At 42.7% G+C, this 23,077-nt stretch carries 21 protein-coding genes; 13 read left to right on the plus strand and 8 right to left on the minus strand.

Annotation, left to right across the window (positions count from 1 at the left end; all coding sequences use genetic code 11):
* Nucleotides 1–219: 219 nt before the first annotated feature.
* Nucleotides 220–981, plus strand: coding sequence for a YciK family oxidoreductase (locus AB9H30_RS03725; protein ID WP_371193301.1), 762 nt, complete (start codon nucleotides 220–222; stop codon nucleotides 979–981).
* A 79-nt stretch (nucleotides 982–1,060) separates the two neighbouring features.
* Here AB9H30_RS03725 and glnS read toward each other — a convergent pair whose 3' ends face one another.
* Entirely contained in the window at nucleotides 1,061–2,725 is a 1,665-nt protein-coding gene (glnS, locus tag AB9H30_RS03730) for a glutamine--tRNA ligase (protein ID WP_371193302.1), read from the minus strand.
* 405 nt (nucleotides 2,726–3,130) lie between these two features.
* Here glnS and AB9H30_RS03735 point away from each other — a divergent pair, with 405 nt between their 5' ends.
* Entirely contained in the window at nucleotides 3,131–4,309 is a 1,179-nt protein-coding gene (locus AB9H30_RS03735) for a DUF3089 domain-containing protein (RefSeq protein ID WP_371193303.1), read from the plus strand.
* A 133-nt stretch (nucleotides 4,310–4,442) separates the two neighbouring features.
* Here AB9H30_RS03735 and AB9H30_RS03740 read toward each other — a convergent pair whose 3' ends face one another.
* On the minus strand, nucleotides 4,443–4,751 hold the full coding sequence (locus AB9H30_RS03740) for an isoamylase early set domain-containing protein (protein ID WP_371193304.1): 309 nt from the start codon (nucleotides 4,749–4,751) through the stop codon (nucleotides 4,443–4,445).
* A 274-nt stretch (nucleotides 4,752–5,025) separates the two neighbouring features.
* Between AB9H30_RS03740 and AB9H30_RS03745 the strand changes: the two genes are divergently transcribed.
* Nucleotides 5,026–5,406 (plus strand): VOC family protein, encoded by a 381-nt coding sequence (locus AB9H30_RS03745; protein WP_371193305.1) that lies wholly within the window; start codon nucleotides 5,026–5,028, stop codon nucleotides 5,404–5,406.
* A 199-nt stretch (nucleotides 5,407–5,605) separates the two neighbouring features.
* On the opposite strand, the gene AB9H30_RS03750 is transcribed toward AB9H30_RS03745, so the two are convergent.
* Nucleotides 5,606–6,217: a histidine phosphatase family protein gene (locus AB9H30_RS03750; RefSeq protein WP_371193306.1), complete on the minus strand. Its 612-nt coding sequence runs from the start codon at nucleotides 6,215–6,217 to the stop codon at nucleotides 5,606–5,608.
* Between the two features lie 295 nt (nucleotides 6,218–6,512).
* Between AB9H30_RS03750 and AB9H30_RS03755 the strand changes: the two genes are divergently transcribed.
* Both AB9H30_RS03755 and AB9H30_RS03760 read left to right on the plus strand, forming a co-directional pair.
* The gene (locus AB9H30_RS03755) at nucleotides 6,513–7,049 is read left to right on the plus strand and encodes a heme NO-binding domain-containing protein (RefSeq protein WP_371193307.1); all 537 of its coding nucleotides are present in this window, start codon (nucleotides 6,513–6,515) and stop codon (nucleotides 7,047–7,049) included.
* Entirely contained in the window at nucleotides 7,046–8,872 is a 1,827-nt protein-coding gene (locus tag AB9H30_RS03760; protein WP_371193308.1) for a putative bifunctional diguanylate cyclase/phosphodiesterase, read from the plus strand. The genes AB9H30_RS03755 and AB9H30_RS03760 overlap by 4 nt, the downstream gene beginning before the upstream one ends.
* Nucleotides 8,873–8,887: 15 nt before the next feature.
* Here AB9H30_RS03760 and AB9H30_RS03765 read toward each other — a convergent pair whose 3' ends face one another.
* Nucleotides 8,888–9,364 (minus strand): DUF2177 family protein, encoded by a 477-nt coding sequence (locus AB9H30_RS03765; protein ID WP_371193309.1) that lies wholly within the window; start codon nucleotides 9,362–9,364, stop codon nucleotides 8,888–8,890.
* A gap of 220 nt (nucleotides 9,365–9,584) precedes the next feature.
* Here AB9H30_RS03765 and AB9H30_RS03770 point away from each other — a divergent pair, with 220 nt between their 5' ends.
* From AB9H30_RS03770 to AB9H30_RS03800, 7 genes are all read left to right on the plus strand, one after another.
* Nucleotides 9,585–9,926 carry a hypothetical protein gene (locus AB9H30_RS03770; protein ID WP_371193310.1) on the plus strand — a complete coding sequence of 114 codons (342 nt, stop codon included), beginning with the start codon at nucleotides 9,585–9,587 and terminating at the stop codon, nucleotides 9,924–9,926.
* A gap of 1 nt (nucleotide 9,927) precedes the next feature.
* On the plus strand, nucleotides 9,928–10,455 hold the full coding sequence (locus AB9H30_RS03775) for a hypothetical protein (RefSeq protein WP_371193311.1): 528 nt from the start codon (nucleotides 9,928–9,930) through the stop codon (nucleotides 10,453–10,455).
* A gap of 458 nt (nucleotides 10,456–10,913) precedes the next feature.
* Nucleotides 10,914–11,609 (plus strand): PEP-CTERM sorting domain-containing protein, encoded by a 696-nt coding sequence (locus AB9H30_RS03780; protein WP_371193312.1) that lies wholly within the window; start codon nucleotides 10,914–10,916, stop codon nucleotides 11,607–11,609.
* Between the two features lie 167 nt (nucleotides 11,610–11,776).
* Nucleotides 11,777–13,306, plus strand: coding sequence for an AMP-binding protein (locus AB9H30_RS03785; protein ID WP_371193313.1), 1,530 nt, complete (start codon nucleotides 11,777–11,779; stop codon nucleotides 13,304–13,306).
* 47 nt (nucleotides 13,307–13,353) lie between these two features.
* On the plus strand, nucleotides 13,354–15,075 hold the full coding sequence (locus AB9H30_RS03790) for an amidohydrolase (RefSeq protein ID WP_371193314.1): 1,722 nt from the start codon (nucleotides 13,354–13,356) through the stop codon (nucleotides 15,073–15,075).
* Between the two features lie 6 nt (nucleotides 15,076–15,081).
* Entirely contained in the window at nucleotides 15,082–15,621 is a 540-nt protein-coding gene (locus AB9H30_RS03795) for a manganese efflux pump MntP family protein (protein ID WP_371193315.1), read from the plus strand.
* Between the two features lie 98 nt (nucleotides 15,622–15,719).
* Nucleotides 15,720–17,144, plus strand: coding sequence for a YfcC family protein (locus AB9H30_RS03800; protein ID WP_371193316.1), 1,425 nt, complete (start codon nucleotides 15,720–15,722; stop codon nucleotides 17,142–17,144).
* Nucleotides 17,145–17,313: 169 nt separating this feature from the next.
* Here the strand turns inward: AB9H30_RS03800 and AB9H30_RS03805 are convergent, their stop codons facing one another.
* Complete coding sequence (locus AB9H30_RS03805; RefSeq protein ID WP_371193317.1) at nucleotides 17,314–18,354, minus strand: YhdH/YhfP family quinone oxidoreductase; 1,041 nt, start codon at nucleotides 18,352–18,354, stop codon at nucleotides 17,314–17,316.
* 336 nt (nucleotides 18,355–18,690) lie between these two features.
* On the opposite strand from AB9H30_RS03805, the gene AB9H30_RS03810 reads away from it, so the two are divergent.
* Nucleotides 18,691–19,359, plus strand: coding sequence for a helix-turn-helix transcriptional regulator (locus AB9H30_RS03810; RefSeq protein ID WP_371193318.1), 669 nt, complete (start codon nucleotides 18,691–18,693; stop codon nucleotides 19,357–19,359).
* 47 nt (nucleotides 19,360–19,406) lie between these two features.
* Here AB9H30_RS03810 and sucD read toward each other — a convergent pair whose 3' ends face one another.
* From sucD to odhB, 3 genes are all read right to left on the minus strand, one after another.
* A complete protein-coding gene (sucD, locus tag AB9H30_RS03815) occupies nucleotides 19,407–20,279 on the minus strand; it encodes a succinate--CoA ligase subunit alpha (protein WP_371193319.1) in 873 nt (290 codons plus the stop codon).
* Entirely contained in the window at nucleotides 20,279–21,445 is a 1,167-nt protein-coding gene (gene sucC, locus AB9H30_RS03820) for an ADP-forming succinate--CoA ligase subunit beta (RefSeq protein ID WP_371193320.1), read from the minus strand. Before sucC ends, sucD begins: the two co-directional genes overlap by 1 nt.
* A 138-nt stretch (nucleotides 21,446–21,583) precedes the next feature.
* On the minus strand, nucleotides 21,584–23,068 hold the full coding sequence (gene odhB / locus AB9H30_RS03825; RefSeq protein WP_371193321.1) for a 2-oxoglutarate dehydrogenase complex dihydrolipoyllysine-residue succinyltransferase: 1,485 nt from the start codon (nucleotides 23,066–23,068) through the stop codon (nucleotides 21,584–21,586).
* Nucleotides 23,069–23,077: the final 9 nt, after the last annotated feature.

Here is a 23,077-nt window from a genome sequence, read left to right on the forward strand (position 1 = left end):
GTGACTAATATTAGCGGTAAGGTATGCAGTTTTATTCGCATAACTAGTATGACCAGTTTCTTTCACCCTATAGTATTGGCTTTATGTTTACTTTGCAAAGTGTTTGTAAACGTAATGTAATAAAAAAACAGAATATTTGATTAAGTCATAGCGGATACTTTAGGTAATTCAAATTCTGCGTTAAGATTCGCGCTCTTTTTCTGAGTAAGCACGTAATTTATGTCTGAGACACTACCCCATTTAGCATTTGAAGCACATGAACAAAGTTTAGCCAACAAGGTAATTTTAGTCACGGGGGCCGGAGATGGCATTGGCAAAGAAGCAGCACTGACCTATGCAAAATGCGGTGCAACGGTAATTTTGGTAGGCAAAACAGTAGCCAAACTGGAGGCCACCTACGACGAAATAGTTGCTCAAGGCAGTCCGCAGCCGAGTATTGTACCAATGGATCATCAAGGTGCTAATGCGCAGCATTACCAAGGCTTGGTAGATACGATTGCTGGGGAATATAAAAAACTGGACGGCGTGCTGTTTAATGCCAGTGTGCTGGGCACATTGTGTCCTTTTGCCGAAATTAAAGAAAAAGAATACGACCAGGTAATGCAGGTAAACGTGAAGAGCCAGTTTTTGATGGTGCAGGCTTTATTACCTCTAATCAAAAAGAATGAAACGGCTTCAATTGTGTTTACGACCTCTGGGGTTGGGCGCAAAGGTCGAGCATTTTGGGGGACCTACAGCATGTCAAAGTTTGCTACTGAGGCTATGATGCAAGTCTTGGCGGATGAACATAAAAACAAAGCCATTCGTTTTAATTGTATCAACCCCGGAGCGACACGCACCGATATGCGTTCAAAAGCTTATCCGGGAGAAGATCCAAACACACTGAAAACGCCGGCTCAAATTATGCAGACATACGTGTATTTGATGTCAGATGTCTCTCGGGGTGTAAATGGTCGAAGCTTGGACTGCCAAGCTAAATAAGAGCCTTAATTAATCAAAAAAAGCGGCAATACCTTGTATGTGCCGCTTTTCTCATTTTTGTTACAGCCAAACCGACGGTTTAGCCCGATATTTTAGCCCAAGTATCTCTGAGCTCAACGGTGCGATTAAATACAAGCTGTTCTGACTTACTTGCGGGATCGACACAAAAATAACCGGTGCGCTCAAACTGGAATCGCTGCAGTACTTCTGCCTCAATCAGGGCTGGCTCAACATAACCGTGCTTCACCACTAAGGATTCACCATTAATGGTGGCGCCAAAATCATCTTGAGCTGCAGGATTCGCTACTGTAAAGAGCCTATCATATAAATTAAACTGCGCCGCGCTCGCTTGCGCAGCACCAACCCAATGAATTACTCCTTTTGCTTTACGTCCATCCTCAGGGTCTTTTCCCAAAGTTTCTGGATCATAAGTGCAATAAATGGTGGTGATGTCACCGTCCGAATTTTTGTCTACTCTCAGAGCCTTTATCATATAAGCATTGCGCAAACGCACTTCTTTATCGAGCACTAAACGTTTGAATTTTTTGTTGGCTTCTTCTTTAAAGTCCTCGCTTTCAATCCACAGCTCTCTAGAAAAGGCAATTTTACGGGTGCCCATGCTGTCATCGGATGGATGATTGGCAGCATCAATCCACTCTACTTGGTCCTTTGGATAATTTTCGATTACCACTTTAATTGGGTCCAAAACAGCCATTCTGCGCGGCGCCGTTGCGTTTAGCTCATCCCGAATGCAAGCTTCTAACATGCTCATTTCGACCATGTTATCCATTTTGGTCACGCCGATGCGTTTGCAAAACTCACGAATAGAATCTGCGGTATATCCACGTCTGCGAATACCTGCAATGGTAGGCATGCGTGGATCGTCCCATCCAGACACATGATTTTCGTCAACTAATTGAATCAATTTACGTTTACTGAGCACTGTGTATTCAAGATTGAGTCGACTGAACTCATACTGTCGCGGTGTGCGCTCGATGCTAATATTTTCAATCACCCAATCGTACAACCGACGATTATCCTGAAATTCAAGCGTACACAATGAGTGCGTAATTCCCTCAATCGCATCGGAAATGCAGTGCGTAAAATCGTACATCGGATAAATACACCACGCATCACCTGTTTGATGGTGATGAGCAAATTTGACACGGTAAATGATAGGGTCACGCATGCACATAAATGCAGACGCCATATCTATCTTAGCGCGCAAACTGCAGCTACCTTCTTGATATTCTCCTGCACGCATCTTTTCAAAGTGCATGACATTTTCAGCAACCGATGTGTCGCGGTATGGGCTGTTTTTGCCAGCTTCGGTCAGAGTACCTCTTAAGGCTCTAACCTCTTCTGGGCTGCTGAAATCTACGTAAGCTAGGCCTTTATTAATCAACTCTAGTGCATAGGCATATAGTTGCTCGAAATAATCTGACGAGTAGCGTTCCTTTCCTTGCCATTCAAAACCCAACCATTCCACATCATGTTTGATTGAATTGACAAAATCGATGTTTTCTTTTTCAGGGTTGGTGTCGTCAAAACGCAGGTTACACGAGCCTTTATAATCTTCAGCCAGACCAAAATTCAAACATATCGATTTTGCATGACCCATATGGAGAAAACCATTGGGCTCAGGAGGAAACCTTGTCACAACTGTATTGTGAAGACCTGAAGCAATATCTTTATCGATAATTTGACGAATAAAATTGGTCGGACGTGGCGCAGTCTCGGCCATAGAAGTTGATTCCTTATACGAGTCTTTTAGATTACTTTGTTTAAAAACATATACTCAACGCTGTCGAGCATAAATATGTTGGGAGTATATCACCACAAATGCACCTACATCATGGCTTTTTTGGCGCGGTAATTAGAATTTCGATGAACAGTAATGTAAACCTGCTTATGTTCTAACTCATCTAGCCATGAAATCCAGATAGCAAAGAACAGTGAAAATACGGTTTAACATTACAGAGCGCAGTGCGATGAGTGACATTCAAGCATGCAAAACATCAATCTGTAGCGCGTGTATTGGCGAAATTCTATGCTCGAAACAAGCAAAGCGCGTTTACTTTTGTAAATAACGATGCTGTTTCAATTAGTGTTATTGTTGTAGGTACAAAAACAAGGGGATAAGTGAAATATGAGAAAGTTTTTTATTGGTTTAGGAATTATTGTCATTTGTTTAGTGGTGCTTGGCGCCAATGCCGAAAAATTGGCTCAATGGTATTTATTTCCGAAAAGTACTTTCAGCACAGACACGCTGCCACAGCCACCCAATTATTCCGACAATAGCTTTTGGTATGCTCACCCGGATTTTGCTGACACCTCAGACCTTATACCACCAAACGCAGACATATCTAAAGACTTATCAAGCAAGCCTGTGGATATATTTTTTGTGCATTCGACCGGTTATGTAGGGCCTGGCGGCTGGAATTCAAATATGGCTAAAGAAAATTCAGAAGCACAGTCATTGGAATATATGCTGTCGAGTATGGCAAGTGCTTTCAACGGCTGCTGCCGCATTTATGCACCGTTTTATCGTCAGGCGCACATTGCTTCCTTTGTTGACGATGACCTTGACTCTAGCTACGCTGCTTTAGATCTTGCTTATAGCGATATCGAAACAGCCTTTGATTACTTTATTGCACATCAAAACCATGGTCGACCTTTTATGATTGTGGGGCACAGCCAAGGTAGCCTGCATGCCACACGTTTGCTTGCCAACAAAGTCGAGCACACAGTACTTCAGCAGCAATTGGTTGCTGCCTATACGATCGGATACTGGCTTGAACTTGACGTATTTGAAAGAACTTTCAGTACTATAAGTTTATGTACGTCAGCGGATCAAACTGGCTGTATTGTGTCATTTGATAGCTACGGAGAAGGCGGCGCAATGACCGAAGCGAGGCGTCGTTGGTACCCATCGGGTTGGGAAGAATCGGAGCTGAGCAAGATAGCCTGTGTAAACCCGCTGAGCTGGGAGGTAAATACGCAAAGAGCATCAGCCAACATGCACCTCGGAGCCTTTCCAGTGGTATTTAAACGTGAAATTATTCACATGTTTACGGCAAAAAATCCTGGCTTTGTGTTTACCGAACTGCCGGAACTAAGCGCTAATTTAACCTGGGCAGAGTGCGGCGAAAACGGTGAACTATTTTTGGCTGAACAACAAGACAATCCTTTTTCAAACCATTTAGATGGCCCTCAAAAAAGCTATCATCTGTTAGATTTCAGCTTGTTCTATGGCAACATTCGAGCAAATGCGATTACGCGTTCAAATGCTTTTATAAATTCGCAGGATGCCAAAATCGCCAGATAACAAATTGATAGAAGCTTTGAACAAACACAAGGATATGTTCGCTTTTGTTCATTTGCAAAGTGCAATAAGTAAGATTAGCTTGATGTTGCAACGTCGTTTCGGCGACATCAAGCTAACAAGTAACAAAATACGCTTAAACGCTTAACACAGAGTTTTCATCTAAAGACACTGGTGATGGGACATACGCATCTGCATGCCAATCGTTTTGCCACTCTTTATCATTTAGTAAATAGCGAAATTGATACTGATTATCTTTTTGCAAGGCAACAGTTGATGAAAACGAGCCATCTTTGAGTTTTTTCATCGGCGGCGTGTTCAGATCCCATTCATTAAAATCGCCAACTAAACGCACTTTTTCAGCACTTTTGGCTTCTTCCTTTGAAAGTTTAAAGGTGACCTTACACACAGGTTTTGACTTCAAATATTGTTTTTTGAGACTCATAGCCGCTCCATAAAAGTAATATTGTTACAATAAAATCAAATATTAACGCTTTTTAAGGCGTATTGTAAGTATATAACGTAATTTAATTACATTAATAATCTTTTTTGATGTGCATCCCGTGTCAAGCGTTGAAAAAATGTCCAAGGACTGTTTCATAACTACCTTAAATATTCAGCACTATCACTAAAATGAAGTTGAATTTGTAGTGCATTAAATAACATACTAATATCCGAAAATTATTGGTTAATTTTAACTACACTACAAAGGAATATCTATGTTCAGCCATATCATGATCGGTGCTAACGACATACAAGCAGCAAAAGTATTTTATGATGCCACCTTAGGTGCGCTCGGACACAAACCCGGTGTTATCGACGAAAAAGGTCGGCTTTTTTACGTTACTAACACCGGAATATTTGCCTTAAGTAAGCCTATAGATGGCAAGCCTGCGAGTCATGGTAACGGCACCACCATTGGTTTTGCAGCCAAAACAAGCCAACTAGCCGATGCTTGGCATGCAGCAGGACTGGCTAACGGCGGCACAGATTGCGAAGATCCACCTGGAGAACGTCAGGGCGCAGGTAGAACGCTTTATCTGGCATATTTGCGCGACCCCAGTGGCAACAAACTATGTGCATTGCACAGCGTAAAATAAACGCTAAGCGAGGTTAAACAGCCCTCCATGACGCGCACTCTTGTTGGCAGACCGCTGCTATTCGCTAATAAGTAGATTATATAGCAGTCACTCCTTGAAGTGCGCGTATGGTTTAAATGTGGCCCCGGCATGTTGCCGATTGAGGCTAGTGGTACTAAGAGCTTAAGTTTGCTACCCAACCGGGAGCATTCATTGCCTTCTATACGGCACCCTGATTGCCTGCACTAAACGCTTCATCAGCTAAATGATTGGCATTGCATAGAAGTGGAATATCTGATGGGTCAGACCGACTAATTTTTGTCACGCAGGTATTTTTAATATCACTGTGCTCTAATTTAGCCGGCGCAATCGATAAAATCTCGGTCAATAAGCAGCGCAGCACTAAGCCATGGGTCATGACCACTAAATCGCCGTCTTTACTGTTAGCTTGATTAACTACATGCCGCCATGCTCGCCTTACACGCCCCACAAATTGTGAATAGCTCTCGCCATTGGGAGGATTGTAATCTTGCGCAAAAAAATCGTGCCCAATCTCGTCATAGGCTTGTCCGCGCAAATCACCAAAGTTTCTTTCCCTTAATAATTCGGTATAGCTCAGCTCACAGTTTAATCTTTTATGCAAAGGAGCTGCGGTGGCCTTAGTGCGAGCATAATCACTGCACAGAATATGTGTTGCTGGCAAATGAGCATAGGCTTTCGCCAAATACTCGGCCTGCAAAAGCCCGATTTTTGAAAGCGGTGTATCGGGGGTTTGTACAATCCGATTACGATTGCCGTCAGTTTCACCGTGTCTGATAAGATATATCCACATAAGCATTCTCTAAATCTATAAACTGTTTCTTTGTGTAAACTAACATTTCAGACTACTTTCAAACACTTTTTTCATGATAAACAATCACTGCAAATCAACACGGCTTTAGTTTTGCTCATTTCAAACAAGCCAGCGACTTATCATTTTTTATACCTATGCTAAGAATTGCATACTAAAGCGTCGTAGCGACATCATTTAAAATACCCGATAGAAGATTGAAACCTAATCAGTATTACTTGCTTAATGACGCTGTAAGGTAAGTGACGAGCAAGGCAACAAACAAATAGGTATTATCTTGAAAGGGATCGTGTTTACAGAATTTAACGACATGGTAGAAAGTCAGTTCTCAGCTGACATGCTAGATGAAATTATCGTAGAGTGCGAGCTTGCCTCGGATGGAGCCTATACAAGTGTCGGTACCTACGACCATCACGAGCTGATTCAGATGGTCAGTAAGTTATCTGAAAAAACCAATATTGACGCAGACGACTTGGTTTACGCTTTTGGCTTACATTTGGCGAAGCAGTTCTCTGTTTTATTCCCTTCGTTTTTTATGTCGGCTACAAATGTATTTGACTTCATGCGCAGCCTTGATAGTCATATTCATGTTGAAGTAAAAAAATTATATCCGGATGCAGATTTACCCAAATTTACATTCGACGACAGTGACCCACGTTGCTTAATCATGGAATATCAGTCATCCCGAGGTTTTGCAACGCTTGCCCATGGATTAATGAAAGGGGTAATCGACTATTATCAGGAGTCCATTACCATTAAAAAACATCATATCGATGGTAACTGCCACGTCAGCTTTCATTTAATACAATCATGACCAGCGAGGAAAGCCAAGCACGAATAGCCTTGTTAGAAAGGCGAATACTAAGAGAGAAAACTGCTAGAGCGTCAGCAGAGAGTATTCTTGAGGAAAAAAGTAAACAGCTATACGAAGCAAATTACGATTTGGTAAAAGCAGTTTCTGACCTTGAGAAACTCACGGTAGCGGTAGAACAAAGCCCAATTATTGTATTGATATCAGATGTCAGAGGGATTGTTGAATACGTAAATTGCGCGTTTACCGACCTTAGCGGCTATACCCAAGCACAAGTCTTAAATAAAGATATTCGAAGCTTAGGTCTGCTAATCGATAAGGAGCCGATGGAAGGCATCAGGCAAGTCATGGAAAACAAAACGATATGGCGGGGAGATATCAGAGGCCTTAGCCAGACCAAACAGGCATATCGGCTCAAGCTTAGTATCTCTCCAATAATCGACGAAGTGGGCTATATTACGCATTTTCTATACAACTGCGAAGACGTCACAAAACAAAAAGAAAATGAAGAAAAAATCTTCCACTTAGCACATCATGATTCGCTAACCGACCTTTACAATCGGTTCAGTATTAACGGCATTTTGCAGCAGGCAATTAGTAGTTCTGAGCGCAATAAAAGTATGCTCTCTGCGATGTTTATCGACATGGATCGCTTCAAACAAATAAACGATACTCATGGTCACAAGGTCGGCGACGAATTGTTGCAGCAAGTCGCCAATCGGCTAAGTGGTATCTGCCGCAGAAAAAGCGACTTTTTAGCAAGAATTGGTGGTGATGAATTTTTAGTGATACTCACCGATATCGAAGACATTTCATTTACAGCATTAACCGCGCAAGCCATCGTTGAAATTTTGAGCTTACCCTACTTTATCGACGAGCACGAGCTTACCAGTAGCCCCAGCATAGGTATTGCGCTTTATCCAAATGATGGCAAAGACGCAAACGAGCTCATTAAAAATGCAGACATTGCGATGTATCACGCCAAAAATAACGGACGCAGAAACTATAGTTTTTTTACTGAAGAGTTGAATAAATTAGTTGCAGAAAAAAACCACTTAGAGGCAGAGCTACGCTCGGCAATTGACAATCAAACACTCCAACTATACTACCAACCTCAAATATACTTAGATGACGAAAAAGCATTTGGGCTTGAGGCGCTACTGCGCTGGAACCACCCTACTCTAGGGTTTATTTCACCCGAGAAATTCATTGCGATTGCAGAAGAGCGAGGTCTAATTTACGATTTAGGTAACTGGGTAATTGATACCGCTTTTAAGCAACTTAAAGCTTGGCTTCCAGATACCAATGTGGCTATCAAGATGGCTATTAACCTATCTGCTAAGCAAATAGAGGACAAACGCTTTATCGACGATTTGAAGCGTGCAATTAGCCAATATAATATTGACACAACAATGATCGAACTTGAAATTACAGAATCAATTGCGATGAAAGACCCCGCGGGATCTATTGCTACCCTGAGCGAGTTGAGAGATTTAGGCTTCGAGCTATCTATTGATGACTTTGGAACGGGTTATTCTTCCTTAGCATATTTAAAGCATTTACCGATTCAAACCCTTAAACTTGACCGATCGTTTATCGACAATTTAGAAGAAGATCAGGATAATGCAAAAATCTGCAAAGCCTCTATTTCACTTAGTCATGACCTTGGCTTGCGATTCGTAGCTGAAGGAGTTGAGACCAAAGGACAGGCTCAATATTTATTAAGTAATGCCTGCGATGTATTACAAGGCTACTACTTTTGTCGCCCTGTTCCAGCAGCTGAGGCCTTTGCTTTTATTAACGAGTATCGAGCACACACTTTCTAAGCGAGTAAAAACACGCTACGCCCGCGGCTCCCTTTCTGAGCGTAAAATTTGAAAACCAAACCAACCCGCAGTAGCCGATGACGCGGTAAGAAAAATTCCCCAAGCCCAATCTATGAGCATAATTTTAAGCGTAAAACCCTCTAACACGCTGTAATTGGTTAAGTTATATGCACCATAGCTAGCAAGTCCAAGTAAGGCTCCATCGATAGTTGCATAAAACCATGGTTTTTCTCGATTAGGCACAATAGCCAATACAAATGTAACTAGTCCATACATCACATAAAAAACCATCCACGGCCAAGATATAAAATCATCTCTAAGCAAGCCACTCATTTCAGTCTGATACCATGAAGATGCAATCAGCCCTAACCACAAAAAATCCAGCAAGCCAAAGGCAATAAAGATACACAATACCGAAACAAGGATATTTTTTAGAAACTGATGGATTTTATCTAACATATAAGTAGCGTGCCCATTGGCTTTGTGATGCATGTTTGTAACATACCTCACACTAGTAACTCAAGCCTGCAGATACAAGTGACATATTTATTGTTGTCAAGCGATACTTGCTGCTGCGCCCTCTAGAAAGGGCATACGGAAACTATTAGTCAGGCTTTAATGACTCGCCTGTAAATATTAAATTTCGTAAACAAGTGCAAGCGGCGGCAAATAAAACTAAAATAGAGATAACGTCACATAAAGATACCTTAATATGAATACCAAGCACTACATCAACTACTTTTCTGAAATTAAAGATAAATCTAAAGAAGAGCAGGCTCAACTCTTAGAACAAGCTCGATTTGAAACCTTCGCAAAACTCAAACTCTCTGGCTTTAGCGCTTTAAATTTATTGTTTTCTCTTCTTATAATTGCTGCTCTTACTGTGGCCTCCGCTATTCAATTCGGTTATCCAAGCTTATACAACATTGTGGCCCTTATAATCGGCCTCGGCATTCAACATTATTTTTTAAAATGGGCTGACGGTCGCTTACTCAAAAAAGGCTTATTGAAAGCAATGTCTGAGCAAAATGACAGTCACGCAAAAGGTAATTAACTTGTCTGAAGCCCACTTAAATAATAGCGCTAAAATTGCACTAGCCGGATCGCTTGGTAACTACAGTTATCATATGAAAAACGTTATCCAACTTGTCTTACTTTGCCTGATGTCTATATCTAGCAACGCGGCGTTTGCAGACGAAACCTTGCATGTAGGCTTTGGTTATGAATTTGGTGGCGTAATCGGCGCAAAATACAATTTTAAGCGCGAAAAAGACAACTATTTTGTTTCAATTGGTCTATTGGGAGGTGCCGCAGGATATCAATACCTTACTGATGAAACTGAACAACATGCTTTTGGCATTATGGGCGGTGCTGAAACACTTAGCAGTGAGAACGGTTTTCTTGCGTTAAGCTATCATTATTACGCCAAAGGTTTTACAAATGATGGCTGGGTCATTGGTGCATCATTAGGATTTCGACGAACCGACGAAGACCCGCTTAATATTAGTGGATTATTCGGTGTTCCAAGCGAAACAGAAACAAAGGCCTTAGTTGGTATCAGCATTGGTTTTACCTTTGACTAAACTCAGTTTTCGTAAACAGGGCCTTGACGTAAATACAGCCCATATAATCTAATTTTTCTATTGAATCCACAAAGAATAGGTATTCAAAACATCGATTCGCTTGATTTCGCCCTATAGTAGATCTTTTCTTAAACTAACTACATTGACCAAATTCGGATCACAACTTGATACTTCGTTTAGCAAAACAATAGCTGGGTACATACATTCATTAAACGATTAACAATATTAGGATCTGATCTTTTACAGATAGTAACGCCGAAATAGACGCAAAATATATTTAAACTTGCTGAAAATCGGTTTAACCGATGTTTTTATCAGTAAAATTCGTCATTTAATTTTACAGTCAAAATTTTAATTGTCATAAGCCACTGTATTAATTGATTTATATTTGTGGCATGAAATCTGCTGTGACTAATTATGTTGTAGTTTCAACATTTAACTTAATTTATGGAGTTCCGATGAAAATTTTAAAAACCCTTGTTGCTGTATCGTTATTAGCAACGGCAGCAATCTCACAAGCATCATTGTTTAGTTTTGATACTAATCCAGCAACAGGTGGAAGCTTAGGCAGTCAAATTGACACGGTTTCAAGCACTTTTAATTCCACTACTCAAAACTTCACATGGGATGTTGGCTTTGCAAGCGATCCAACACCTATTGATGGCTTTTGGTTGGTTGTAAATAATGGTGACAACCCAAAAAGCTCAAATGTTAACGAGTTGGCTATAATATACGGTGACTTGCAAACCGGTATTGCAAGCACCTACGTTTACAATGGCCAAAATAACGCTAACAGCATTAACTCGCCTGGCATATTGTTGCAAACCGATACGTTTGCGGTAACTAGTAACAGCTTCAGTTTAGATATTGACGCCACGACTATCAATGCATGGTCAGGTGCTAACTCTGCAAACTATACCGGTATTTCATATGATGCTGGTGTAGGTGTGTGGTTTCACGTAGCGTCTGGTTCAAACTTTGGCTACACAAACGGTGACATTACTAGCTTCTCATTCGGTCAACAAGGTTGGTGGGATGCTGCGAATCTAGTAACTGATGAATTAAGCTTGAACAGTGTTTCAGCGCCTAGTTCACTAGCGATGCTTGGATTCAGCTTGTTCGGCTTAGTGTTACTAAGAAGAAAATTTTCTTAATATTTAGCACAATATTTAAAAAAGCGCTCTTTAGCGCTTTTTTTTATTTCTAAATACTGCTTCTAACATTCCATTTATCCGCCCTTTCGGCAATTCACTATTGCTTAGATACAGGATGCTATCTATGCTAACCTTTTACCTCTATTAATTCTTGAGAATCAGCCGAAATGCCTAAACTAGTGTTTAATAAGAGCAGTTACGGATTAGACGAATACAGAATTAATGCTAAACGAATCGCCGCAGTTATGCTTGCAAAAGGCATACAAGCCGGCAGCACAGTAGCAATCCTAATGCGAAATGATGTCACACTATTTGAAGTGATTGAGGCATGCAGATATTTAGAAGCTTCGTTCTTACCTTTAAATTGGCATGCGACTGGAGCGGAACTCAGTTATATACTCGAAGACTCTGGCGCGAAGATATTGATCAGCCATGAAGACCTCTTTGATAGCGCGTTTTCAGATGGCTCTGCCGATACGATATTGCAATCAATCACAACACTCTCCTACCCTACACCTTCAAATATTTATGCTAGTTACGGCCTAGTAAAAGCAGATATGACTTTTGTAAATACGAAATGCGAGGATCTTTACACTCTTATACAAGCAGTTCAGCCCTTGACTACCGAGACCAAGCCATTTAGAGGCTTACTCGCTTATACCTCGGGCAGCACCGGCAAACCAAAAGGAATTCGTCGTCAAGTCAATCAGAACCAGCCCGACCTTTACCCTGTTTATGAAGGCTTAGCGCGTAGTTTATTGAAGCTAAATAGTGGCGACCGATATTACATTGCGGCTCCGCTTTATCACAGCGCGCCAAACACCCTTTCCTTATGTTGTTTAGCGGCGCAGGATGTTGATGTTTATATAGAGCCAAAGTTTGTTGCTGAACAATTTTTAGCGGATATTGAACGCTATAAAATCACTCATGTATATATTGTGCCAACCATGATGATTAGACTGTTAAAGTTGCCTGATGAGAGCAAAGCAAAGTATGATGTATCTTCGCTAAAATTCGGTATTTCATCTGGATCAGCATGGCCATCTGACGTTAAACACGCAATGATTGACTGGTTCGGTCCAATCTTTTATGAGTCGTATGGGGCCAGTGAAATTGGATTTATGACGCTCATTTCTTCACAAGAAGCACTTGAAAAGCCAGGCTCAGTGGGCAAAGTTTTACCCGGCGGCTCGGTAAAGATAGTAGACGACGAGCTTAATGAGTTGCCCACCGGAGAATCGGGCACCATTTATGTCTATTTGCCTATGTTTGGCGACTTTGTTTATTCAAATACAGACGTGGCACAAGTCGAGCAACGCTATCTAGGGCACACTACCGTTGGAGACGTGGGTTATCTTGATTCAGAGGGCTACCTGTATATAAACGATCGTAAAAAAGACATGATCATATCCGGCGGCGCAAATATATTCCCAGCTGAGATAGAGGCGATTATGATTCAAATGGAGCAAATCGAAGATTGCGCAGTGTTTGGCATACCTGATGCCGAGTACGGTGAAAAAGTCGTTGCCGCCGTCACTTGTCAGCAAGGGCTTACGTTAAGTCTGGCTGAGCTACATTTATATTTAAACGGCAAGCTCTCGCGATACAAGTATCCAAAACAACTCCATATACACGAATCTCTACCCCGTGAAGACAGCGGTAAAGTATTTAAACAAAAACTGAGGGCGATGTATTAATCGACTTCAATATTGACAGTGACATCTTAAAATGGAAGGTAAATAAAATGAAAAAATCTTTCGCTGGTATTTGCATAAGCATTTTTATTGCGTCATGTACGCAAGCACCAGAGCCTGAACCCTCAATAAATCAGACCGAGCTTAATACAACGGTGTTTTTTGGCGGTCCAATTCTCACCATGGTGGGAGATCAAGCCAACTATGCCGAAGCCATCGTTGTAAAGAACGACAAAATTGATTTTATCGGCTCAAAAGCCGATGCTCTAAGCCAGGCGGGTATGGATTTTTCATCCATAGACTTAGAGGGTCGCACCTTAATGCCGGGTTTTATTGATGGCCATGCGCATTTTGCCAACTTTGGGGCACAGGCAATTGGCGTGCAATTATTGCCCCCACCCGACGCTGGAGCAAAAGATGTTGCAACCATTATTTCTTTATTACAAGAATGGAATACACCCGCTAACAGAGAGCTCACCGGGTGGATTTTTGGCACTGGTTTTGACGATAGCGTAATTACAGAAAAACGATTTTTAACCAAGCACGATCTCGATCAGGTGACTACTGAGTTTCCTGTGATGATCACGCACATCTCGGGGCACTTTGCGGTAGTCAATTCCAAAGGTTTAGAACTGCTTGGTATAGACGCTGATACGCCAAATCCAGAGGGAGGCATCATCCGCAGAGAACCAGATAGCTTAGAGCCTAACGGCGTATTAGAAGAATTGGCGGCTATTCAACACATGCTCAAGGCAATTAGCCCGACAAATGAAGCTTCTTTTTTGCAATTTTTTGAGGCAGGTCAAGAGATGGCACTGTCTTTCGGTTACACGACGGCGCATGAAGGCCGCGCGATGAGCAATCATGAATTTTTAGCCAATATGGCAGAGCAAAACAGGCTGAAACTTGATGTGGTGAGCTATATTGATTACTTGTTTGTCGACCAATATATGGATTCCAAGTGGAACAGCAAAGAGTATATCAATGGCTACAAGATCGGCGGTATGAAAATCACTCTAGACGGCTCACCACAAGGGCGAACTGCTTGGCGCACGATGCCTTATCTACTGCCACCAGATGGTGCGGACGAGGGTTACTTAGGCTACCCCTCCATTCCTAACGATCAAGATGTCATCGACATTTACGAAAAAGCATTTGTGAATAATTGGCAGATACTCACCCATGCCAATGGCGATGCTGCGATGGACCAAATGATCAGAGCATTGGGTACACTTCAAGAAAAGTATGGTAATGACGACCGCCGCTTTGTATTAATTCATGGTCAATATATTAGAGAAGATCAGCTTGATGCATTCAAATCTCTTGATGTGATTACGTCTTTATTCCCACTGCATACTTTTTACTGGGGCGATTGGCACTCTGAAATTATTGGCGCCGAACTCGCCCAAAAAATAAGTCCGGTAAGAACTGCGTTAAATAAAGGTTTGAATATAACGTTACATACAGATGCCCCAGTTGCACTGCCAAATTTAATGCGGGTCGTCTGGACCGCTGTTAGCCGCACCTCTCGTTCTGGCAAAGTTATTGGCGAACAAGAAAAACTTACCCCATATGAAGCTCTGCAGGCCATTACTATATGGAGTGCCTATCAACATTTTGAGGAGGACCGCAAAGGCAGTCTTGAGGTTGGCAAGCTGGCCGATTTGGTGATTCTAGATGCGAACCCTATCGACATACCAATAGACAGCATTAAAGACGTGCAGGTCGTGCAAACCTTTAAAGCCGGTAATCTTGTCTATTCGCGCAACTAGCCACACATGATTGAAGTCTTGCTATTAGCCATTGCCCTGAGTATGGACGCTTTTGCAGTTTCATTAGGGCTTGGCAGCAAGCATCGCACGGCACAATGGAAATTGGCCTTGCTCGCAGGCCTTTATTTTGGGATTTTTCAAGGCGCTATGCCGCTGCTTGGTTATTGGGGAGGCCTCGCACTGTTTAGCGCATTTGAAGGCATATCCGCTTGGGTAGCTTTCTTTTTGCTGGCTGTAATTGGCAGTAAAATGATTTACGACGCAATGGAAAATAAAGACGAAGTAAGCCATGATACAATTTCGCATAAACTGCTGTTTGTACTCGCTATAGCAACGAGCATAGACGCCATGGCGGCCGGTGTCAGTTTAACTATTTTTGAACTCAGTATTTGGATGTCATGTCTGCTCATTGCGCTTACCACGTTTGTACTAAGCGCAATTGCCGTTTTTGTTGGCAATACAGGAGGCCAGTGGCTTAACGCTAAGGCAGAATTGCTAGGAGGCATTATGCTTTGGCTTATTGGCCTAAAAATACTGCTTTCTTAAGCTATGATAATTGTTGTTTAAAGGCTTACTCAGAAACTATTGCCTATGTAAGCCTTACAGTTTATGGTTACGGCATAATTAATTAAGAGCTTATGTTAATGGCCGAAAGATTTAAAATTCCCCATACCCTGATTTTATTACTTGGCATGATGTTAATTGCCTATATTGCCACTTGGTTGGTTCCACAAGGCTTTTTTCAAACGGTAACATTAGATAATGGCAGAGATGCCGTTGTTGCTGGCACCTACGCAGTCGCAGAGGCACAAATCCGCCTCACTCCCATGGACTTTTTAGTCGCCATCCCTCGCGCATTTGCCGCCGCACAAGACATTATATTCTTTGTCTTTATAGTCGGTGGCGTACTGTCAATTGCAAGAGCGACAGGCACTATCGATGCCTTAATTGGACGCTTGTTAGATCGCTTTGGACACAAACCTGAACTACTCATCTTCATGGTTATATTCTGTTTTGCGCTTGCCTCTGGCGCGATTGGTACCGCCGGTGAATATATTCCCTTCGTTCTCATTTTAGTTGGGCTATGCAAAGCAATGAAGCTTGATGCAATGACTGCAGTGGGTATGGTTGTGGTTGGTTACGGCGTAGGATACGGTGTTTCTGCCTTTAACCCCTTTACGGTGATGGTTGCGCAACAAGTCGCAGGACTCCCATTATATTCAGGTATTGAACTGCGCCTAGCGATTATTTTACCCTTCGTACTGATTGGTTTTCATCACGTCTGGCGCTATGCAAAGATGGTTCAACAGGACCCATCAAAGTCTTACACCGCCGGGCTTCCATGCCCATTAGAGGGCGTAGATAATACTGATTACCCAAGCTTAAATATCCGTCATCAGCTGATTCTTTTTGGCCTAGTCGCTTCAATTGTGACGGCAGTTTGGGGTATTTCGCAACGCGGCTGGTATTTGTATGAGCTTGGTGCGGTATTTATATTTTGGGGGATGTTTACTGCCGTTATCGGAAAGTTAAGCGCTGATACTGCGGCCGACCGCTTCATTGAGGGGGTAAAAGATCTGGCCACCACCGCTATCCTTATAGGTATTGCGCGCGGTATCGCTCTTATCATGGAAGATGGTCAAATTTTACATACGCTAGTGCACGCCATGTCTTCGCCGCTTTCTCACCTAGGTGCAGAACTAGCGGCAGTGGGGATGTTTGTGATGCAGACCTTTCTCAACTTGTTTATTCCCTCAGGCAGCGGCCAGGCCTATGTCACAATGCCATTAATGGCACCTGTTGGTGACATTATTGGGGTTAACCGCCAAATAGCCGTACTCGCGTATCAATTTGGGGATGGTTTTTCAAACATGATCATTCCGACAAATGCGGTATTAATGGGCATTATCGGCATGGCCGGTGTGCCTTATCATTTATGGTTTAAGTTTTGTTTTCCGCTGATCTTGAAGTTAATGCTAGCGGCAGCGGTAGTCTTGGTGCTAGCGGTAGTGTTCGATTATGGAGCTGATGTGCAGCCCATAGTTGAGGCTAGTTCACTCCTGCCCTAATGCATAAGTGCAATGGTGGAATGGTGGAATGATGTAATGGTGTAAAGTCGCAACGCGCCGGCATGTGAAAATGTATTAATCAGACAAAAAAATAAGGGCACGGTCAAAATATCCGTGTCCTTTTTTATTGCTATTTTACATGCTGTATCCTGATGATTTTGCTGAGCGTTTAACTTTGCATGTTAACCACGTAGCGTCCTACAACCTGACTTTGAAAGAAACGGTCAAGGTAATCAGGTGTTTGCGCTAGCGTGATCTCTTCAAAATATTGCCTAAGATTGTCAAGCTTCATATCGGTGGCTACGCGTTGCCAAATGTGTTGTTTATCTGCTAATGGGATATACACAGAATCAACACCCAAAAGCGACACGCCTCGCGTAATAAATGGAATGACTGTCAATGACAAATTAGGAGAAGAGGCTAAACCGCATGATGCAACTGCTCCCCCTGCTTTAAGTTGTTTCAATATATTTGCTAAATAATCACCGCCTAGGGTATCAATAGCATTTGCCCAAAGTTCCCTACCGACGGGTTTGTCTTGCACTTTATTAATGTCATCGCGATGCAGTACTTCGCTTGCCCCTAAGGCCTTTAGGTGTTCACTTTTTTCAGGCTTACCCGAGTACGCCACTACCTCATATCCAAGCTTTTTCAGCAAGGCCACACTCATACTGCCAACGCCGCCGGTAGCGCCTGTTACCGCAACTGGCCCATCACTGGGCTTGGCACCCATTTTTTCTATTTTTTGAATGCACAGCGCAGCAGTCAAACCCCCTGTACCATAAATCATGGCTTCTTTTAGCGACAAGCTTGGTGGACAAACCACAGCCCAATTTGCAGGAATACAAATCACCTGCCCCAAGCCTCCTGGTGTATTCATTCCTAAGTCATAACCAAACACCAGTACTTCTTGACCTGCTTTAAACGTACCCGACTTATCACTTAGCACAGTACCGGCAGCATCAATTCCAGGGGTATGCGGGAAGTTTTGAGTAATCCGTTTATTTCCGCTAGCAGACATCGCGTCTTTGAAATTCAAAGAGGAATAGTGAACTTTGATCAGCACTTCATTATCTGGCAGATCAGTGACCTTACGCTCTTGAATGCTCTTAGTAAATATCTTCTCAGCAGTCTGTTCAACCACTAAGGCTTGAAAACTAGTTGGTATAGCCAAAGTATCGCTCCTGTTATTTTTTGTAAGCGGCTTCATCCTAACATTATATAAAATCGCTTTACTGCATTCTTTTATGATTTATCAGGCTTTAACAATTACGGTACCACTGTGTCTATGTGCTGGCTATACAACCTATGTCGAATATATGAGGCCTTGGAATAAAATTGTCATATCTAAAGTTCAGAATTGACGACATCGCAATAAAATTAAAAAATATTTTTGTTAATAAAAACAGCGGGATGTAGTTTAGTGGCGTAAAGATGGCGCTAGTATCATCTTGATTTATCGGCGTGATGGCGGTATCAGTTGATAGAATGCATGTAACATAAATGCTGAATTGCTTGTCTGATCAAAAATGCATATAGGGAAGATATGAAAATTAAGTCAAACGTGATTAAACAGTTAAGAAAGGAAAGGCTATGGAGCCAAGAACAACTCGCCAGCGCATCAGGTTTAGGCTTAAGAACCATACAGAGACTTGAAAAATCGGGAAATGCATCTTACGAATCGATTCGCGCCATTGCAGCAGTTTTTGAGGTAGAAGCACAAAGCTTATTTTACAAAGACGCTGAATTTACCGGCTACAAACACCGGCAAGTCGGATATACCATTCTCATTGTGTTTTTTCTGATAGTAAGTTTTCTATTCACCATTGTTGGCTTAGCGATTGATAGTGTTAATTTGGATGACGATATATTGCTAATTGCTATTGGGATCTCTGCGCTTCCCGTCGTGGTCGCGACGATACTGTTTAGCACTATGACTATTGACGTCTCTCAAGATTCAATAATTTGGCACTTTAGCTTTGGGTTTTGGAAAAAAACACTTGCGCTGAGCGAAATTGAAAGCGCAACATGCGTCAAAAACAGTGTTTTGAATGGATTTGGCATTCGTATGTTGGGCTCTGGCTGGCTCTACAATGTATCGGGTTTACATGCGGTGCATATCGAACTTAAAAGCGGCAGTTGTATAAGGCTAGGAAGTGATCAACCAAAGTATCTATTAAGCGCAATAGAGCACGCTATAGATCAGAAAGAATAGCAAAAAAAATCCGCGATAAACGCGGATTTTTTAGTTAGATATGAAGCTTACCAACCGGTAATTTCACGAAGCCCTTTGCCAATATCAGCAAGTGAGCGAACGGTTTTTACACCAGCCGCTTCTAAGGCCTTAAACTTCTCATCAGCAGTACCTTTACCGCCAGCGATAATTGCGCCAGCATGGCCCATACGCTTACCAGCAGGAGCAGTTACACCTGCAATGTAAGATACAACAGGTTTCGTTACATTCGCTTTGATGAACTCAGCAGCTTCTTCTTCTGCAGTTCCGCCAATTTCGCCAATCATAACGATAGCTTCAGTCTCAGGATCTTTTTCAAACATTCCTAAGATATCAATAAAGTTTGAACCTGGAATTGGGTCACCACCGATGCCTACACAAGTAGACTGGCCAAAGCCTTCATCTGTGGTTTGCTTAACCGCTTCATAAGTCAGGGTGCCTGAACGAGAAACGATCCCGACTTTACCCTTCTTATGAATATGGCCCGGCATAATACCAATTTTACATTCGTCAGGAGTGATGATGCCTGGACAGTTAGGTCCAATCATACGCACACCTTTGAGCGTGACATATTCTTTAACGTAAAGCATATCGATCGTAGGAATACCTTCGGTAATACAAACAATCAGTTCGATACCAGCATCGGCTGCTTCCACAATTGAATCTTTACAGAATGCTGCAGGCACATAGATAACTGTTGCCGTTGCGCCTGTCGCCGCTACTGCATCTTTTACCGTATTAAATACAGGCAATCCTAAATGTGTGGAGCCGCCTTTGCCAGGCGTCACGCCACCTACCATTTTAGTACCATAAGCAATTGCTTGCTCAGAATGGAAAGTGCCTTGTCCACCCGTAAAACCTTGGCAAATCACTTTAGTATCTTTATTAATTAAAACCGACATTATTTACCCTCCGCTGCTGCAACAACTTTCTGCGCTGCATCTGTCAGCGACGCGGCTGCTATGATATCTAAACCTGAGTTAAGCAGTACTTCACGACCCAGTTCCGCGTTAGTACCCTCTAAACGAACGACTACCGGTACTTTAACGCCAACTTCTTTTACTGCACCAATGATGCCTTCAGCGATCATGTCACAACGCACAATGCCGCCAAAGATGTTAACTAATACCGCTTTAACATTATCGTCAGACAAAATGATTTTAAATGCTTCGGCTACGCGCTCTTTAGTCGCACCGCCGCCTACATCTAAGAAGTTTGCGGGGCTGCCGCCGTGAAGGTTAACGATATCCATGGTACCCATCGCAAGACCCGCACCGTTTACCATACAGCCAACGTTTCCGTCTAATGCGACATAGTTTAGTTCCCACTTGGCAGCATCTGCCTCGCGAGCGTCTTCTTGTGAAGGGTCATGCATTTCGCGTACTTTGGGCTGGCGGTATAATGCGTTGCTATCTACGCCCAATTTAGCGTCTAAACAGTGCAAATCACCATCGGCTTTAACAACTAATGGGTTGATTTCTATAAGCGCTAAGTCTAGGTCTTCAAACATTTTCGCTAACCCCATAAAGATTTGCGTAAATTGTTTAACCTGCACACCTGTTAAGCCCAATGCGAATGCAATCTCGCGTGCTTGATAAGGTTGCGCGCCTACTAAGGGGTCGATTTCAGCTTTTAGAATCTTTTCAGGCGTTTCTTCTGCAACGGTTTCAATTTCAACACCGCCTTCAGTAGAAGCCATAAAAACGATTCGACGAGATGTTCTGTCTACTACCGCACCTAAATATAGCTCTTGGGCGATATCCGTCAATGACTCAACAAGTATACGAGTAACCGGTTGACCATTTTCGTCAGTTTGGTATGTGACAAGGTTTTTACCTAACCAGTTCTCAGCAAAGGCTTTTATTTCGTCTTTGTTTTTAACAAGTTTTACGCCGCCCGCTTTACCGCGGCCGCCAGCGTGTACCTGACACTTTACTACCCACTCGTTACCGCCAATGCGGTCTGCTGCTTCAACTGCAGCTTGAGGAGTATCAGCAGCGTATCCGACAGAAACGGGAAGGCCGTATTCTTTGAATAGCTGTTTACCCTGATATTCATGCAAATTCATGGTGATTTATCCGATTTTGTTGAGTGATAAGCCGCACTGGGCGACTCGATTAAACAGCGCAGGATCCTATCATGAATCCTGCGTAATTGCAGATGATACATGATGTATCATCTAAGGTTTTCATTTCAGACCAAAGTCTCAAACGTCTAGTAGCAAACGCGTTGGATCTTCAAGCATTTCTTTGACCGTTACCAAGAAACCAACAGACTCTTTGCCGTCGATAATGCGATGGTCATAAGAAAGTGCAAGATACATCATCGGCAATATCTCTACCTTACCGTCAACTGCCATAGGACGGTCTTGAATCTTATGCATACCCAAGATAGCGCTCTGTGGTGGGTTAATAATAGGGGTAGACATCAGCGAACCAAACACACCGCCGTTAGTAATTGTAAAGTTACCGCCTTGCAAATCATCCATAGATAGCTTGCCATCGCGGCCTTTAAGTGCCAACTCTTTAATGCCTTTTTCAACGCCAGCCATGCCCAGAGCGTCACAATCACGAAGGATAGGTGTAACTAAGCCACGTGGCGTGGATACCGCAATCGAGATATCAAAATAGTTGTGGTAACAAATGTCGTCACCGTCAAGCGAGGCGTTAACTTCTGGGAAGCGTTTTAAAGCCTCGGTAACCGCTTTTACATAAAAAGACATAAACCCTAAACGAATACCATGACGTTTTTCAAAGCTCTCTTGGTACTGTTTACGCAAATCCATGATAGGTTTCATGTTAACTTCGTTGAACGTGGTAAGCATCGCAGTAGAGTTTTTCGCCTCTAACAAACGCTTCGCGATTGTTTTACGCAAGCGAGTCATTGGTACGCGTTTTTCGGTACGCTCAGTTAATACAACACTTGGTTCAGCAGATGCTGCCGGTGCCTTAGAACTTGGCGCAGGAGCGGCCTTCAAATGTTTTTCTACGTCTTCTTTAGTAATACGACCGCCTTTACCTGTGCCTTTAACTTGGCTAGGGTCAATGTCTTTTTCACCTAGAAGTCTGCGTACTGAAGGAGAAAGTGCATCTGTATCTGCCTCATCAACACTTTCTTCTTTTGCTGCCGGTTTAGCGCCTGAAGATGCGCCTTCAACGAAGGTAGCAATAACCGCCTCAGCCGTTACAGTTTCGCCTTCAGCTGCGATGATTTCTTTAATCGAACCATCGGCTGGCGCAACAACTTCAAGGACAACCTTATCGGTTTCGATATCAACAAGGTTTTGGTCTCGCTGAACCTGTTCACCAGGTTGAACATGCCAAGTTGCAATTGTGGCATCAGCTACTGACTCAGGTAGCACCGGTACCTTAATTTCTGACTCTGCACCGCCAGCACTACCAGCACTTGATGACTCAGCGGGTTTAGCTGCGCTTGGAGACGCTCCTGCAACTTCACCGGCTTCTAATAACCCAATGACTTGCTCACCTAAAACGGTAGCGCCTTCTTCAGCGTTAATCTCTGACATAACACCATCAGCGGGCGCTACGACTTCAAGAACGACTTTATCAGTCTCAATATCTACCAAATTTTGGTCACGAGTTACCTTATCACCAGCTTTCACGTGCCAGGTAGCGATAGTTGCATCGGCAACTGACTCCGGAAGAACTGGAACTTTTATCTCATGTGCCATTGGGGTTCC

Source organism: Glaciecola sp. SC05 (genome assembly GCF_041380235.1).
Taxonomy (GTDB): domain Bacteria; phylum Pseudomonadota; class Gammaproteobacteria; order Enterobacterales; family Alteromonadaceae; genus Glaciecola.

Bases quoted from the DNA above. Each gene is read 5' to 3' on its own strand.
- AB9H30_RS03810 (WP_371193318.1), top strand. From the start codon at position 18,691: ATGAAAATTAAGTCAAACGTGATTAAACAGTTAAGAAAGGAAAGGCTA.
- glnS (WP_371193302.1), bottom strand. From the start codon at position 2,725: ATGGCCGAGACTGCGCCACGTCCGACCAATTTTATTCGTCAAATTATC.
- AB9H30_RS03805 (WP_371193317.1), bottom strand. From the start codon at position 18,354: ATGAAGCCGCTTACAAAAAATAACAGGAGCGATACTTTGGCTATACCA.
- AB9H30_RS03790 (WP_371193314.1), top strand. From the start codon at position 13,354: ATGAAAAAATCTTTCGCTGGTATTTGCATAAGCATTTTTATTGCGTCA.
- AB9H30_RS03795 (WP_371193315.1), top strand. From the start codon at position 15,082: ATGATTGAAGTCTTGCTATTAGCCATTGCCCTGAGTATGGACGCTTTT.
- AB9H30_RS03800 (WP_371193316.1), top strand. From the start codon at position 15,720: ATGGCCGAAAGATTTAAAATTCCCCATACCCTGATTTTATTACTTGGC.
- AB9H30_RS03735 (WP_371193303.1), top strand. From the start codon at position 3,131: ATGAGAAAGTTTTTTATTGGTTTAGGAATTATTGTCATTTGTTTAGTG.
- sucC (WP_371193320.1), bottom strand. From the start codon at position 21,445: ATGAATTTGCATGAATATCAGGGTAAACAGCTATTCAAAGAATACGGC.
- AB9H30_RS03725 (WP_371193301.1), top strand. From the start codon at position 220: ATGTCTGAGACACTACCCCATTTAGCATTTGAAGCACATGAACAAAGT.
- AB9H30_RS03780 (WP_371193312.1), top strand. From the start codon at position 10,914: ATGAAAATTTTAAAAACCCTTGTTGCTGTATCGTTATTAGCAACGGCA.
- AB9H30_RS03770 (WP_371193310.1), top strand. From the start codon at position 9,585: ATGAATACCAAGCACTACATCAACTACTTTTCTGAAATTAAAGATAAA.
- AB9H30_RS03760 (WP_371193308.1), top strand. From the start codon at position 7,046: ATGACCAGCGAGGAAAGCCAAGCACGAATAGCCTTGTTAGAAAGGCGA.
- AB9H30_RS03765 (WP_371193309.1), bottom strand. From the start codon at position 9,364: ATGCATCACAAAGCCAATGGGCACGCTACTTATATGTTAGATAAAATC.
- AB9H30_RS03740 (WP_371193304.1), bottom strand. From the start codon at position 4,751: ATGAGTCTCAAAAAACAATATTTGAAGTCAAAACCTGTGTGTAAGGTC.
- sucD (WP_371193319.1), bottom strand. From the start codon at position 20,279: ATGTCGGTTTTAATTAATAAAGATACTAAAGTGATTTGCCAAGGTTTT.
- AB9H30_RS03745 (WP_371193305.1), top strand. From the start codon at position 5,026: ATGTTCAGCCATATCATGATCGGTGCTAACGACATACAAGCAGCAAAA.
- AB9H30_RS03785 (WP_371193313.1), top strand. From the start codon at position 11,777: ATGCCTAAACTAGTGTTTAATAAGAGCAGTTACGGATTAGACGAATAC.
- odhB (WP_371193321.1), bottom strand. From the start codon at position 23,068: ATGGCACATGAGATAAAAGTTCCAGTTCTTCCGGAGTCAGTTGCCGAT.
- AB9H30_RS03750 (WP_371193306.1), bottom strand. From the start codon at position 6,217: ATGTGGATATATCTTATCAGACACGGTGAAACTGACGGCAATCGTAAT.